The organism is Kiloniella litopenaei (assembly GCF_000982415.1).
Taxonomy (GTDB): domain Bacteria; phylum Pseudomonadota; class Alphaproteobacteria; order Kiloniellales; family Kiloniellaceae; genus Kiloniella; species Kiloniella litopenaei.
In genome coordinates this window covers 34,825-49,838 of the sequence record NZ_LANI01000003.1, presented here as the reverse complement: position 1 = coordinate 49,838, position 15,014 = coordinate 34,825, and the positions used below count along the sequence as shown (strand labels likewise).

The window sequence follows — 15,014 nt, the reverse complement described above, 5'->3', positions numbered from 1 at the left end:
TTGGTTGCCTGTTTACTAAAACTCTGCTGGTTATCTTTTCTAAAGATCAAGTGTGACAGCTATTTAGAGGAAATGAGGCAATTTGGTGTTTTTGTGTTTGGGTGGGTAAGGTTTTAACATCGATATCTGCACGCCTCTTTTCGCCGATCTCATTGATTCGTTGATCGTATAAAATGGCTTTATTCTCAGATTCACTGTTGCGGTGTCTGTGTCGGTTATATTACGGTGCCGCTGTGCAACACCCCGTCTTGAAACTCGTAAGCCCGATCTGACCAATCTTGTCTTGATCCGGCGAAACAACAGGAGCATAAGGTCATGCCGCAACTCGCGGATCGCCTCTCGCGAATCAAACCCTCTCCAACTATTGCTGTAACTACGAAAGCCCGTGAGCTGAAAGCTGCTGGGCGTGACGTCATTGGCCTTGGCGCTGGTGAACCGGATTTCGATACGCCGGATAACATCAAAGCTGCCGCTATTACCGCCATTAATGGTGGGGACACACGCTATACCGCTGTTGACGGGACGCCGGAACTCAAAGCGGCAATCTGTGAGAAGTTCAAACGGGACAATGGTCTCGACTATAAGCCAGAGCAGATTACAGTAGGTACTGGTGGTAAGCAGATTCTTTACAATGCCTTTATGGCGACGCTGAACCCCGGCGATGAAGTCATTATTCCGGCACCTTTCTGGGTGTCCTATCCCGATATGGTTCTTTTGGCTGATGGCGAACCAGTTGCCGTGCCTTGCATGCAAAGCAATGGCTTTAAGTTACAGGCCGAAGATCTGGAAGAAGCCATTACGGATAAAACCAAATGGGTATTGTTGAACAGTCCTTCAAACCCAACGGGTGCGGCCTATTCCTATGACGAGATGAAGGCACTGACCGACGTGCTTAAGCGTCATGAACATGTGATGATCCTGACGGATGATATGTACGAAAAGCTTGTTTACGATGATTTTGAGTTCGTAACGCCTGCACAGGTTGAGCCATCCTTGTATGATCGTACCTTGACCATGAACGGCGTTTCCAAAGCCTATTGTATGACAGGCTGGCGTATCGGTTTTGCCGGTGGTCCAACCGCCCTAATCAAAGCGATGGCCAAAATTCAGTCTCAGAGCACGTCGAACCCATGTTCTGTCAGTCAGGCCGCAGCTGTTGAAGCTTTGCGCGGGGATCAGAGTTTTATTCCAAAGCACAACGAAGTCTTTAAAGCGCGTCGCGACATGGTTGTTGATTTGCTTAACGATTGTCCGGGCATTAACTGTTCCAAGCCTGAAGGTGCTTTTTATGTCTATCCGTCTTGTGAAGGTACAATTGGCAAGACAACACCGGATGGAAAGCAGATCTCATCTGACGGTGATTTTGTGACTTACCTTCTCGAAGGTTTTGATGTTGCAGCTGTACAGGGTGAGGCTTTTGGGTTGTCACCTTATTTCCGTATTTCCTATGCGACATCTACGGAAGCATTGAAAGAAGCTTGTGAGCGTATTAAGCGTGCTTGTGAAGCACTAAGCTAACAAAGAGCTTAATACCAGATCATTTCCCACAACGTCGTTGGGCGAAAGGATCTGGTTCAAAACACGAAGGGGTGCATCATTTGATGTACCCTTTTTTATTTGCTTTTCTCGTCCTGAAATAAGTTTGCGGATTAGAGGTTTATGAAGTTTTTGGTATCTTTTACACAGCTTGTTAACGCAGCAGTGATTTGTTTGTGAGAAAAACAAAGCGTATCTCTGTAAGTGGAACAAGACAGAGGATTTATAATGTTATTGAAATTTCGCAAACCCTGGGAGCTGAAAGAAAGTCAGTTGACCGAGGAAAGTGTGTATTTGAATCGGCGTAATTTTATGAAACAGGCTGCTTTAGGATCAGCCGTTTTATCCACAGGTCTTGTGACAGGATGTGATGAACCCTCGGCAGAAGTAACAGCACCAGCCAAAAAGGCAGCGACTGAAACCAATATTGATCCAAGTGCCAAATATTATCCAGCCAAGCGAAACGATACCTACAAGCTGGATCGGGATCTGAGTTTTGAGGAGCTTGCGACGACCTATAACAATTTTTATGAATTTGGTTCTTCGAAAAACATTCATGAAAAAGCCCAGGCTTTACCCTTGCGCCCCTGGTCGGTTGCCATTGATGGGATGGTCGAGAAAGAGATGCAACTGGATATCGATGATCTTTTCGCAAAGATTGAGTTTGAAGAACGTCTCTATCGACATCGCTGTGTTGAAGCCTGGTCTATGGCTGTTCCCTGGACAGGGTTTCCACTAAAAAAACTAGTTGAACTGGCGCGCCCGTTATCCAGCGCGAAATATATTCGCATGGAAACCTTCAATTTACCCGACATAGCCAGTGGGCAAAAAGCGCATTGGTATCCATGGCCTTATATTGAGGGCCTGACGATTGAAGAGGCGTCTCATGATCTTGCCTTCATTGCCACAGGTATTTATGGTAAGCCGATGCCGAAACAGAACGGCGCGCCGCTGCGGTTGGTGACACCGTGGAAATATGGCTTCAAATCTACGAAATCAATTGTGAAATTTACCTTCACAGATAAAAGGCCTGTTTCCTTCTGGGAAGAAATTCAGGGATCTGAATATGGCTTCTGGGCCAATGTGAACCCGGATGTGCCCCATGCACGTTGGAGCCAGGCCACTGAACAGCCACTTGGCAAGAGTGAGCGTGTGCCAACGTTATTGTTTAATGGCTATGCCGAGGAAGTTGCTGATCTTTATAAAGATATTAAGGATGAACGTCTTTACACCTAAGAGATGAAGTCTCTTTGTGAAACTGCGTCATCCTAAATTTGTTGACGATTTATGCCATGGCCAGCTGCGTTTTGTAGCTGGCTTTTCTATTGCGTCGCAAAATAGGCGGCAGGCGGTTTTCCCAGGGTGCGTTTGAACATGGCGATAAAGGCGCTGGGGCTGTCATATCCCAGGTCAATTGCGACAGATGTCACTGCTTCGCCAAGGGCCAGACGTTCCATGGATGCCATCAGGCGGCATTGACTACGCCATTGGCGAAAGGTCATGCCCAGCTCTTTGGAAAATAGTCTTGCAAGTGTACGGCTGCTGGCGCCTGCATCATTGGCGAGGTCTTCCAGTCCGCGAGGGTCAGAGGGGGTGTGAATCAATAGCTCTGTAACGCGTCGTAATCTGGCATCCTGAGGAAGAGGGAGGTGAAGGGGAACGGTTCTGGCGGCACGGATTTGATCCATCAGAACCTGCATTAACCGCCCATCCGCGCCCTGTTCATCATATTCAACGGGCAGCGTGGCAGCGTGGATCAGCATTTCCCGCAACAGCTTTGAGACCGAAATCACGCAACAGCTGTCAGGCATCCCCTGAGAGAACTCTCTGTCCAGATGCAAAGCTCGCCATTTGGAGCCATGGGGAGAATAGACCTCGTGCTCGGTTTCATGGGGTATCCACACGGCCCGCTGTGGCGGCACGACCCAGCTGCCCTGATCTGTGTAGATGGCAAGAACGCCTTCAGAGGCATAGGCCAGTTGGCACCACTCATGGCTGTGGGGCAAAACACGCCTGCCGGGTCGCATGTTGGCAGCACGCACCATGACCGGCCGCACCAGTTCTTCAGGAACGTCATTTGGTTTCGATACCAAGGGCTGGTCAAGAGGCGGTTCAATTCTCATACAATATTAAAATTCTGTCCGTTTGGCGATATCATATGTCATGATAACGCAAGACAGCCTTGCTCGCCATCTCTATTGTATTGAGAACTATTAATCATAAAGTCTTTATGGAAAATAACATATGAAACCGCTCGGTCATTATTTGAAACCGGAAGTCTGGCGCACGCCCGAAGGTTGTCTGATCATTCTTTCAGCGGCCATGCCTTTGGCCTTTGCAACCTGGATGAGCCTGCTGAATAACTTTGTTGTGGAAAAGGCTGACTTTGGTCTTGCTGAAATCGGCATCTTACAGTCTGTGCGTGAAATTCCCGGCCTCTTGGTGGTGAGTGCTCTTTTGTTCCTTCTTTTTATCAAGGAACGCACTTTTGGCCTGATGGCCTTAATTCTGTTGGGCGTGGGCGTTGCGGTTACGGGCTTTTATCCCAGTGCCTTTGGCCTCTATGTGACCACCGTCATCATGTCTGTCGGCTTTCACTATTACGAAACCGTCCAGATGTCACTAACCCTGCAGTGGGTTGATAAAGAACGCGCGCCCTTGTCTCTGGGGCGACAGCTTTCTGCCCGTTCCATTGCATCAATCATTGCCTACGGCATGATCTGGGTGATCTTCACCTTCTTTGGCCTTGATTATAAATGGGTTTATCTGGCGGGTGGTACCATGACCATCTTGCTCGTCCTGTTTGTTGTATTGGCTTTTCCGTCCTATCAGCCAAAGGAAGTGCAGCACAAGAAGATGATCTTGCGCAAACGCTATTGGCTCTTTTACGCGCTGACCTTTATGGGCGGAGCGCGTCGTCAGATCTTTGTTGCTTTTGCCAGCTTTATGATGGTCGTGAAGTTCGATTTTTCTGTGGCCGAAATCACCATGCTCTATTTGGTGAATCAGGCCATTAATTTCTGGCTTGCGCCTAAAATCGGTAAATTTATCTCGCGCTGGGGCGAACGCCGAGCACTGATCTTTGAATACATCGGGCTTATTCTGGTATTTTCTGGCTATGCCCTGGTTGCAGAAGCCTGGATCGGTGCTGTCCTCTATATACTGGATCACCTGTTCTTTTCCTTTGCCATCGCACAGAAAAGCTATCTGCAGAAAATTGCTGATCCCAAAGACATTGCCTCTACCTCTGGCGTCAGCTTTTCCATCAACCATATCCCGGCTGTCTTTATTCCGGTCCTCTTCGGCCATGCCTTCCCTGACGAAGCCATGTGGATGGTCTTCGCCGCTGGTGCCGGCATGGCAGTGATCTCTCTGATCCTTGCCTTTAACGTCCCGAGGGACCCAAGACCTGGGAATGAGGTTGTCTTCGGCGGGAGCAAGCCTTTGCCGCAGGCTGCTGAGTAGAGGTTGAATCTATCATGAGGGTGCTAGAAAATACCCCGGTTTCTAGAGTGGTGAGCTTAAGAGAACCGGGGTGTTTTCATATGTAGGAGTTGAAGATTTTAGTAATACTATTTGAGTGAATTACAAGCAGAGGTTTCCCCTAATCCGCAAGCTTTTAGCATATATGTTACAGCTTTTGTGCGATTTTTTTCTACGCCAATACCTTCATTGTATAACGTAGCAGTGTTTATACACCCTGTTGGCTCGCCACCATCACAAGCTTGCTCGAATAGAGTAACAGCTTTTCTAAAGTCCCGATCCACGCCTTTACCTTCTAAATACATCCCTGCGAGATTATTACACTCTGTCGCGTCTCCTTCATCACACAACGCCTTCGATGTCGAAATCACTTTTGTATGATTCGGATCTACTTCTCCTGATAATAAATAGTAGTTACTACATTCTGAAGCATCCCCAAGCTCGCAAGCCTTTTTTACTAGAGCAATACCCTTTTCATGATCCTGATTAGCACCGTAACCACTATAGATCATCCCACCAAGGCTGCCACAGCCAGAGGCATGTTCCAAATGGCAGGCTTTTCTGTAAAAGGAAACTGCCATTCTATAGTCTTTATCAACGCCCTGGCCTCTCGCATAAATATCTCCAATACGTTCGCAGGTGTCCGCATCGCCCTGATCACACATACCTTGAAGTTTATCTAAGGTTATAACTTCATCTGCTGAACTGACAGATACATAAAAAAATGAAAAGACTAGTGCTAAAATGATTTTCATATTGTTTGTCGCTTATTCGATTTGTAGGTTTTTCTAAATAATTATTCACTCGTAAGTCGATTGAATAATTTTATTTTCAAACCCATCTATCATGAGTTTTGTATCTTGAGTAAAGATCAATCTGGGCAGTAATATTAATTCTTACTGTTTATCTCTAGATGCATCAGGCAAAAAATAATGCCGAATTGTTGTCCGTTCTGCCCATGTGGCGTGGATGTGGATTGGAAAATGAGGCAGCGAATGGTGCCACCAAAATACACGACAAGATGGACTGATTTATCGAATGTGTTTTGATTCAAGCTTTCGCAAAATAAGTCCCTGACAAGTCCCTGAGAGATTTCAGCTGGAGCGTAGGTGAAAAAAAACCCCCAAGAACAATGTCTTGGGGGCAAGTTGAACAGGGAGGCTTCACGTCTGGGAGACGTGGGGTCCGAAGACCCCCAGGCCGGAGCCTGGAAACAGACCAGCCGGAGCAAGCTCAACAGCCAGTCAAAGTAGATATTGCAACGCAACATCTGATGACAATGAATGTAGCATTTTTTTGGGAGATGTCGATTTACATTATTACAGTGCCGATATGCATTGTGTGCATAGCTATTAAGGTTTTGTAATAAAAGCGTAATTCAGAGTATTTTACTCTAGAATTTTGATTCTGCGACTTTGCGTAAAAGGAAATCCCGGAAAATGGCAATACGCTTGGAAGATCGCATTTCTTCGGCATAGGCGAAGTAAGCGTCGAACTGTGGCCCCTCTACCTCTGGCAAGACCTGCACAAGGTCACTGGATTCCTGTGTCATAAAGTCCGGCAACGCACCCAAGCCCGCGCCAGAGCGTACGGCCTTCATAATGGCATAGATATTGTTAATGGCCAAAGAGGCGCGGCGTAAACCCGTTTTCTCGGTTCCGACGTGCAGTAGCCAGTTAATATCGGGAAGGGGAGGTTTTGTATCATCCCCATAGACGACAAGCCTGTGATCTGAAATTTCTTTTACCGTGCGGGGCATGCCGAACTTTTTAATATAGCCGACTGACGCATAGATATGCATCTGAGCGGTTAGCAGATGGCGCTGAATCAGATCTGCCTGTCTTGGTGGATGAAGACGTACGGCAACATCGGCCTGACGCATGGATAGATCCAGTTCATTATCGTCAAGAATAAGCTGAACCTCAACGTCTGGATAGAGGTCAATAAATTCGTGCAAGCGAGGCGAAAGCCAGGTTGAGCCAAAGGCGACGGTTGTTGTGATTTTGAGCGGGCCTTTGGGGCGGTCTTTACTCTCGGTTAGCTGTGCCTCTGTCATGGCAAGCTTGCCAAAGACGTCGTGCGCTGTTCTGTAAAGAAGTTCGCCCTGTTCAGTCAGGATCAAGCCACGGGCATGACGATGGAAAAGGGAAACCTTGAGACTGTCTTCCAAAGCAGAGATTTGACGGCTGACAGCAGATTGGCTGAGGTTGAGCTGTTCCCCTGCATGGGTGAAGCTTCCAGCTTCGGCAACGGCGTGAAAAATACGCAGTTTATCCCAGTCCATGATGGAGGCTTTCAGGCCACTCCGGCGTTTTGTGCCTTCTGACAAACCACTTCTCCCTTAGTCTGCGCGTTGAAGTCGCGACAGCGATTCGTAAATTATCGATATCTTACTGTAATTACAGCTTCTTAACAAATTGTGCCTATGCGTATATTTTTTTTGAAGACCCAAATCAAATTAAACGTGTAAATCTAATCCCTGCTTATGTGTTATTTTGGACAAATAAAAAGCGAAGCTCTTGTAAACTCCGCTTTTTATCTTGGCTATGTGACTATATTAGTCATTCATTTCCGTTAGATAGCGTTCTGCTTCCAATGCCGCCATACAGCCCATACCGGCCGCAGTCACGGCCTGTCTGTAAATTTTATCAACACAGTCACCGGCCGCAAAAACGCCGGGAACATTGGTTGTTGCCGTACCGGGTGTTGCCAGAATGTAATTCTCATCATCTAGATCCAGTTTGCCCTTGAAGATTGCTGTCGCAGGATCATGGCCGATGGCGACAAACATACCGCTAACATCAAGTTCAGAGAATGAATCATCCTGCGTATCTTTCAGCTTAAGACCGGTTACGCCGTCGGTCGGCGTGCCGAGAACATCATCAACAACTTTATTCCACTGAATATCGATTTTCTCGTTCTTCAACAGGCGGTCTTCGAGAATTTTTTCACAGCGCAAGGCGTCTCTTCTGTGGACCAGTGTTACCTTGGAGCAGATGTTTGCGAGATAAAGCGCTTCTTCGACTGCGGTGTTGCCGCCGCCGATGACGGCAACTTCCTTGCCGCGATAGAAGAAACCATCACAGGTCGCACAAGCGGAAACACCACGTCCGTTATATGTTTCTTCGCCCGGCAAGCCCAGCCAACGTGCCTGTGCCCCTGTCGCAATGATCACGGTATCTGCAACATAGCTGTTACCGCTGTCACCTGTGCAGACAAAGGGACGTTCGTCAAAATTGACTTCGTTGATAATATCAAAGTGCATTTTTGTGCCAACGTGCTCTGCCTGCTTTTGCATCTGTTCCATCAGCCATGGACCCTGGATAACATCCGCAAACCCGGGATAGTTTTCGACCTCTGTGGTGATGGTCAGTTGGCCACCGGGCTGAAGGCCCTGAACCAGAATTGGTTCAAGATTCGCACGTGCTGCATAGATGGCGGCGGTGTAGCCAGCGGGGCCAGAGCCAATAATCAGTACTTTGGTACGGTGGGTTTCGGACATGCTCTTTGTATCTTTCTCGTTTATATCTTTATCGGATCAACAGTGTTCCGAGACACCATAACAACACCAGAGTTGATCAGTAGCTGATCTGGATGGTGAGAAACGAGGTGGAAATCCCTGTCACTATTTTGGGGAAATCTCGGTGAAAATCACGATAGAATCGTCTTAATGCTTGTGTGAAAAATAGAGTGCCTTCGCGCTCTCTACAAGGGGCAGATCGTATATCTTTTCAGCTTTATCTACTGGCTTTTATTTTTCTGTGATAACCGCCCGGAATCATCCAGTTTTTTCAAGATGATTTTTGCAATTCGGTGCGATTCACAAAGCGGGGGGTAAGACCATGAATCCAGCCTACCGGTAAAAGGGCGAATAATGCCATCATCCCTGAGCTTCCTGTGAAAGCGATCAAACTTTTTGCTGCCGCCTTTCAGGTCAACAGTAAAGACGGGGCGGCCTGTGCTTGCAGCCTCTGTAACCATGTTAACGGAATCGCTTGTCACGACGATGGCGTCGGCAGATCCCAGAAAACCAAAGTAGGGGTTAGGGGCGTGCCCATCCCAAACAAAAGCGGGGAGATCTTTCAGGTAGCCAGATAATAGCACTTCGTTTTCTTGTCCGGTTCGCCGGGAAGTTGTCACCAGAAAACCACATCCCGTTTGTTGGTGAAGTTTTTGAAGTTGATTTCCTAATTGGTGAATTATATCGGCTGTGAGGTCGTAGGCTTTGCTTTTTCCTCCGACCAAAACAGCTACCAAAGGTCTGGGTAAGTTTGTGATACGGGGGGCTAGTTCTCCCTTGCCCTGTTTTAGCAGATCAGGCGTGATCTTGTTGAGAGCACCACAGGTGGTCAGAACATTGGGGCCTCTTAATGTGTCGTGTTCTGGTGTAATCACCAAATCATAGAGGCTTGGGGGCACCTTTGGGTCCTGAATTTGAATGGCAAAGGTTTTTCTCTTGCTCAGTTTACGAACCAGCGCGGTGAAAAGAGCAGCCTGACGCCCACAGCCGATAATAATGTCTGGCCAGTTGTTTTCCGGCCAGCTGTTCTCTTCTGCCTTTTGGGGCGAAAACGCTGAGGCGTCGTATATACCGCTGTGCAGAGGAAGCAGGGCAGGGGGAAGCCACTTCCAGGGAGCTTTCATCTGTACATGATGAATGACAGGAGATAGCCCCATAGCCGCCGCAAGGCCCAGGCAATTGGCTTCGATACCGGCGCGTCCATCGCTAACAGCCCAGCAAACAAGGTTTTTCTTTATCTCTGTCATTGTTCAGGGAATATCGCGCGACAAAGGGATCTAGGCAAGGAAAAGACCATCATTGTGACAGTAACCTAATAGAATTTGTTTGTTGGATCTTGAAAAGTCAGCGGCCACGAGTAATATTGTTACTCAAAATCACTAGATTCGCTCTAATTGTTTATCATGTGATGGCATGAAGGCTTAGGGTGTTACCGGAAACACGATACAGGACGTTTGCATGCGCCGCGTAAAGTTAGATCGCATAGATCTTCGTATACTTCAGGATCTTCAAGAAGATGGACGTGTTACGAACGTCGAACTCGCCCGCCGGGCAGGTATTTCAGCACCACCTTGTCTTCGGCGGGTTCGGGCTTTGGAAGAAGCCGGATTTATCAAGGGCTATCACGCAGAGCTTGAGGCAGAGTCCCTGGGCTATGAAGTGACATTCTATGCTTTGGTTGGCCTGACAGGGCAATCCGAACAGGTTTTGACCGAATTTGAAAACTATATGAATGAGTGGCCGGAAGTGCGCGAGTGCAGCATGACTCGTGGCTCGAACGACTTTGTTTTGAAGCTGGTTGCCCGTAATACCAGCCATGAAAATGAGCTGACAGAAAAGCTGACTGCTGCGCCCCATGTGGCGACCGTGCAAACCATTCAGGTGATCAGAAATTCGAAAAACACCCCAGGTGTTCCAATTGATGATAATGATGCGCTTCTTTTGGGCGGCCAAGAATAAATCTCTCAGGAATAATTTTACTGGATTAAGCACCAGTGTGCGTTGACCAGTATGCGTTGAATAGTGAAGAAGCTCAGAATTTCGTGTGAAATCTGAGCCTCTTTTTTATCCGATAGATCGCTGCTATTTGTCGATATTGGCCACTTACATCTCGATTACGCAGTTTCTGCCTTTGTCTTTTGCCTTGTAGAGGGCGCGATCAGCTTTTTTCATCACATCCATTGGATCTTCGTGTTTTTCTGTTCGTTCTGACACACCAATGGAAATGGTGACTTTGACTTTTTTATTTCCCGCATTCTTTTGTGTGGTCTTCTTCGCTTTTGTTGGCTTCTTTGTGGGGCGATCTGATCCCCTGATCACAAAGACAGTTCCTTGAATCCGTTCGCGCACTTCTTCCAGATAGTCGAAAGTTTCATCAACGGTTTTTCCGGGGAAAAGCAAGGTGAACTCTTCACCGCCATAGCGGTAAGCACGGCAACCGCCACCAGTTTGGTTTAGACGGGATGACACCATTCTAAGCACCTGATCCCCAACGTCATGCCCATAGGTATCATTGAATTTCTTGAAGAAGTCGATATCGACCATGGCCAGTGTATAGCGGCGGCCCAATTTTTTCATATCAGCAAGAAGAGCCCGTCGGGCAGGAATGCGGGTCAATTCATCCAGAAAAGCCATTCGGTGGGATTCCTGGAAAAGGCTAAGGATAAGTAGAAGAGATGAAAGTGTAATAAATATAGGAGTTGCGGGTAAGTCTCCGTATCGCAATGCCGCGCCAAAAAGAGCAATAAGCCCCCCAAGATATCCGGCGTCCATCGGCCTGTGTTTGATGATTAGACGAACGGTCAAAACCAGTGCCGATAGGCTGAATGCGCCAAAGGACAGGGCTGGTAAAGGCATCCAGATTCCCCAGGTAGGGCGCCATTGAACCCCATAGTTCAAATCAATCCATAGATTGGAAAATATACCTAGATCATTGGCGGGATAGCCCAAGGTGGCAATCATACTGCTTGCTACGAATAACAAGAGGCCCTTGGTGAAACCGGAAGGTGTCAGAAGGCCTCTTTCTTCACTGATAGCCAACCCCATCCAAGCCAATGGGATACAAATAAATGCAGCAGAAGATTGAGTTTCAGACATGTCATTACTGAAATAGGCAAAGGCAACGGCAATAGCGAAACAAAAAACAGGATTGGATTTTCTAAACCAGAGGCAAAGTCCTGCGCCTAATACCGAAAGAGTTGTCGGCGCAATGTTGAGTAACAGACCTATCGGTGCCGGATAGCTTTGGGGGTAAGCGACCAGATAAATAGCCCCAGTGACAAGTAGAATTGGTGGCAGATATAGTTTCAGATAGTCCGAAATCACGGGCAGAGATGCTTTTCGAAAAGTAAAGATGTAGGAACAGGCATTAACGCAAGGTGACTGTTAAGGGAAATAAAAATGGTCTTTCGTGGGGCAGTCCTTTCTCATTCCCCCTGTGAAAGCGCTTGTTTTGAAATGCGTTCCATTATGTCTTCAATTTCCGGGCTGCCCGGTTTTTCTTCTTCATCCGCATTTTCATCAAGGAAGCTGTCGATATCTGTATCTTCGCTCAAGGGAATTTCTTCGGCACTGATTTCTGCTTCAACTTCTGTTGGCGTTCCTATGCTAGGCGTAGTTTGGGCCTCAATCTCAGGTTCCATAGTTGGCTCTTCATTTGATCCTTCTCGTGTACTAGGATCAGGCGAGGAATTCTGAGACAAAATTTGATCTTCCAGAGGATCTTCCAATCCTTCCAGAGGGCTATCGATATCTTCACCAGAGGCTTCATTTTCTATAACCGCTTCGGGTTCAGCGTCTGCAATTTCGACTTCTTCCGCGGGTAGGGCCTCTTCCAGATTGTCTGCAATTTCCGCGATAATATCGTCTTCCGAAGCATCAGCAGCTTCTGTTTCTATGGCATCTTCTTCTATGTCATCCCTGGTTTCAGCTTCCGAAATGTCTTCAGCTGGCGTTTCGTCTGTGATTTCTGGAGATATTTCTTCTGGCACGGATTCTTGTGATTCGGATTCCAGAGAATCGGGCGCAACTGCAGATTCGGAGACATCTTCCATAGTAATGTCGGCTGCCTCATCGTCTGTACCTTTGTTCGCATCATCCATGGATAACGTATCTTCATCCATAGGCATGTCGCTATCTGCAGATTCCAGATCGCTTACAAGGTCTTCTATCTCGTCGATACTCTCTTCATTTGCCTTTTCCGATGATACTGAATCATCTGACGCAGATGTATCTTCTTCAAGATCAGAGATTTCGTTTCCCTCTTGAATATTATCGTCCGGAGCAGGAAGAGATAGATCATCGTCAGATGATTTGTTTTCTATTTCAACAGCTTCGCTTGTCATCGCCGAGATGCGTGCGTCCATGTCCTGCAGGGTATTTGTTGTGTCTCCCTTTTCAATAGATTGCAAAAGAGAGAACAGCATCGTGCGAAGTTGCTCGTTTTCGTATTCGAGTTTTCCGATGGTCTGATCCTTTTGCTCGGTAATATTGAGCAGGGCAATCAAGCGTTGGCTATAGCCTTTTTGTTGATCAGCGATAAGACCAAAATGTTCTTCAGCTGCTTCTACCCGGGTGCGAAGTTCTTCTAAATCAGACATGCCTGAATCCTATTTCAAAAGTATTTGAATAAAGTATTTGATGAAAAAGGTTTTAAAATCCCTAATTCTCAATATTAATAAGCGCCATTAGCCAATTGTTCGGCACAAATGGAGATTGGAATGGAACAAAATTACGCTGGTGATGTCTCGGTAGAGCAAGCCTGGGAGGTCTTGGAACAAGATCCCGATGCTGTTTTGCTTGATGTGCGTACGATCCCAGAGTTCCAGTTTGTTGGTGTGCCTGATTTGTCTGCCTTGGGGAAAGATACGCAGCTCTTACCCTGGCAGGTTTACCCACAGATGCAGGTTAATCCTGACTTTGTGGCAACTGTAAAGCAATTGGGAATCAGGGAAGAACAATCCCTGTATATCCTGTGTCGATCCGGTGTACGTTCTGTTTCCGCAGCAATTGCCTTGACGGCACAGGGATATAAAAACTGTTTCAATATTCTGCATGGTTTCGAAGGGCCTGCGGATGAACGCGGCCATCGGGGAAAAGTTGCAGGCTGGAAAGCTGCTGGTATCCCCTGGAAGCAAAATTAACCTAGAAACAATACGTAAATCCTTTGGACTTGTTCCCGAAGGACTTGAATAGAGTAAATGGAATAGAGAGATGACGGACAGCAATTCAAATGCTTCAGCACGCAAGCTTCGCCCCCAGACTGAACTGGTGCGCGGCGGGCTCATGCGCAGTGGCTTTGATGAGACAAGTGAAGCGCTGTATCTGAATTCCGGTTATGTTTATAGTTCCGCCGAAGAAGCAGAAGAAGCCTTTAATGGCGATCGTGAACGTTATGTCTATTCCCGCTATGCAAACCCGACCCTATCCATGTTTGAAGAGCGGATGCGCTTGTTGGAAGGTGCAGAAGTTTGCCGTGGTACGGCAAGCGGTATGGCTGCGGTTAATGCCGCGCTTCTTTCGCAGGTAAAGGCCGGAGATCGGGTTGTCGGTGCCAAAGCTCTCTTTGGTTCTTGCCTGTTTATTCTGAACGAACTGTTGCCACGCTATGGTGTTGAGACTGAGGTTGTTGACGGAACGGACTTAAGCGCTTGGGAAGCCGCTCTTGCCAAGGGTGCGAAAGCTGTTTTGTTGGAAACACCTTCAAACCCGGCCCTGGATATTATTGATCTCAAAGCCGTGTGTGATATGGCGCATGCCGCGGGGGCTTTGGTTATCGTTGATAATGTGTTTGCCACGCCGATGTTGCAAAAGCCGCTGGAATTTGGCGCGGACATTGTTGTCTATTCAACAACCAAACATATCGACGGGCAGGGACGTTGTATGGGCGGTGCTATTCTCTGTTCCCAAGAATTTGATGCTGATCACCTTAAGGATTTTCTGCGTCACACTGGCCCGTCCATGAGCCCTTTTAATGCCTGGACGATGGTTAAGGGTCTTGAAACACTTGCTCTTCGCGTTGACCGGATGAGCGATAATGCCTTGGCGTTGGCTAGCCATATCGAAGGCCTGCCGGGCCTTAAAAAGGTGATTTATCCCGGGTTAAAGTCACATCCACAATACGATCTTGCCATGGCTCAGATGTCAGGAAAGGGAAGTACGCTGATTGGTCTGGAACTCGAAGGCGGCAAGGAAGCAGCCTTTAAAGTTCTTAATGGTCTTCGTGTTGCCGATATTTCGAATAATCTTGGCGATTCTAAGACCTTGATCACCCATCCTTCGTCAACAACGCATCAACGCCTTAGCGAAGAAGAGCGTCTGGCCGTTGGTATTACACAGGGCTTCTTGCGCATTTCCGTTGGTCTGGAAGATGCCGATGATTTGAAAGAAGACCTGGAACAGGCAATTCGGGCCTAATAATTTTATCTTCCCAGATTAATTACAGCGGATTAATTAAGAAGGTCACCAGTTTTGGTGG

The 15,014-nt window shown here is 47.4% G+C and carries 14 protein-coding genes; 7 read left to right on the top strand and 7 right to left on the bottom strand.

Features of this window, described 5'->3' with window-relative positions; translation table 11 throughout:
* Nucleotides 1-315 precede the first annotated feature (315 nt).
* The gene (locus WH95_RS04330; protein ID WP_046503527.1) at nt 316-1,518 is read left to right on the top strand and encodes a pyridoxal phosphate-dependent aminotransferase; all 1,203 of its coding nucleotides are present in this window, start codon (nt 316-318) and stop codon (nt 1,516-1,518) included.
* A 246-nt stretch (nt 1,519-1,764) separates the two neighbouring features.
* Nucleotides 1,765-2,772: a protein-methionine-sulfoxide reductase catalytic subunit MsrP gene (gene msrP / locus WH95_RS04325; protein ID WP_046503523.1), complete on the top strand. Its 1,008-nt coding sequence runs from the start codon at nt 1,765-1,767 to the stop codon at nt 2,770-2,772.
* 86 nt (nt 2,773-2,858) lie between these two features.
* On the opposite strand, the gene WH95_RS04320 is transcribed toward msrP, so the two are convergent.
* Nucleotides 2,859-3,659 carry an AraC family transcriptional regulator gene (locus tag WH95_RS04320; RefSeq protein ID WP_204247713.1) on the bottom strand — a complete coding sequence of 267 codons (801 nt, stop codon included), beginning with the start codon at nt 3,657-3,659 and terminating at the stop codon, nt 2,859-2,861.
* 121 nt (nt 3,660-3,780) lie between these two features.
* Here WH95_RS04320 and WH95_RS04315 point away from each other — a divergent pair, with 121 nt between their 5' ends.
* Entirely contained in the window at nt 3,781-5,001 is a 1,221-nt protein-coding gene (locus WH95_RS04315; RefSeq protein WP_046503521.1) for an MFS transporter, read from the top strand.
* A 107-nt stretch (nt 5,002-5,108) separates the two neighbouring features.
* Here the strand turns inward: WH95_RS04315 and WH95_RS04310 are convergent, their stop codons facing one another.
* On the bottom strand, nt 5,109-5,774 hold the full coding sequence (locus WH95_RS04310) for a tetratricopeptide repeat protein (RefSeq protein WP_052741797.1): 666 nt from the start codon (nt 5,772-5,774) through the stop codon (nt 5,109-5,111).
* Between the two features lie 144 nt (nt 5,775-5,918).
* Here WH95_RS04310 and WH95_RS21850 point away from each other — a divergent pair, with 144 nt between their 5' ends.
* Nucleotides 5,919-6,068 (top strand): DUF4113 domain-containing protein, encoded by a 150-nt coding sequence (locus tag WH95_RS21850; protein WP_407060146.1) that lies wholly within the window; start codon nt 5,919-5,921, stop codon nt 6,066-6,068.
* 344 nt (nt 6,069-6,412) lie between these two features.
* Here the strand turns inward: WH95_RS21850 and WH95_RS04300 are convergent, their stop codons facing one another.
* From WH95_RS04300 to WH95_RS04290, 3 genes are all read right to left on the bottom strand, one after another.
* Nucleotides 6,413-7,303, bottom strand: a complete 891-nt coding sequence (locus tag WH95_RS04300; protein WP_046504493.1) for a LysR family transcriptional regulator — start codon at nt 7,301-7,303, stop codon at nt 6,413-6,415.
* Nucleotides 7,304-7,576: 273 nt separating this feature from the next.
* Nucleotides 7,577-8,521 (bottom strand): thioredoxin-disulfide reductase, encoded by a 945-nt coding sequence (gene trxB, locus WH95_RS04295; protein WP_052741796.1) that lies wholly within the window; start codon nt 8,519-8,521, stop codon nt 7,577-7,579.
* 239 nt (nt 8,522-8,760) lie between these two features.
* Nucleotides 8,761-9,786: a mitochondrial fission ELM1 family protein gene (locus WH95_RS04290; protein WP_046503513.1), complete on the bottom strand. Its 1,026-nt coding sequence runs from the start codon at nt 9,784-9,786 to the stop codon at nt 8,761-8,763.
* Nucleotides 9,787-9,997: 211 nt separating this feature from the next.
* Between WH95_RS04290 and WH95_RS04285 the strand changes: the two genes are divergently transcribed.
* On the top strand, nt 9,998-10,498 hold the full coding sequence (locus WH95_RS04285; protein ID WP_046503510.1) for an Lrp/AsnC family transcriptional regulator: 501 nt from the start codon (nt 9,998-10,000) through the stop codon (nt 10,496-10,498).
* Nucleotides 10,499-10,642: 144 nt separating this feature from the next.
* Here the strand turns inward: WH95_RS04285 and WH95_RS04280 are convergent, their stop codons facing one another.
* On the bottom strand, nt 10,643-11,863 hold the full coding sequence (locus WH95_RS04280) for a GGDEF domain-containing protein (protein WP_046503508.1): 1,221 nt from the start codon (nt 11,861-11,863) through the stop codon (nt 10,643-10,645).
* Between the two features lie 101 nt (nt 11,864-11,964).
* Nucleotides 11,965-13,137: a midas domain-containing protein gene (locus WH95_RS04275; RefSeq protein WP_046503506.1), complete on the bottom strand. Its 1,173-nt coding sequence runs from the start codon at nt 13,135-13,137 to the stop codon at nt 11,965-11,967.
* 120 nt (nt 13,138-13,257) lie between these two features.
* Between WH95_RS04275 and WH95_RS04270 the strand changes: the two genes are divergently transcribed.
* Nucleotides 13,258-13,680: a rhodanese-like domain-containing protein gene (locus WH95_RS04270; RefSeq protein WP_046503503.1), complete on the top strand. Its 423-nt coding sequence runs from the start codon at nt 13,258-13,260 to the stop codon at nt 13,678-13,680.
* Nucleotides 13,681-13,750: 70 nt separating this feature from the next.
* On the top strand, nt 13,751-14,953 hold the full coding sequence (gene metZ / locus WH95_RS04265) for an O-succinylhomoserine sulfhydrylase (RefSeq protein ID WP_046503500.1): 1,203 nt from the start codon (nt 13,751-13,753) through the stop codon (nt 14,951-14,953).
* The last annotated feature ends 61 nt before the right edge of the window (nt 14,954-15,014 follow it).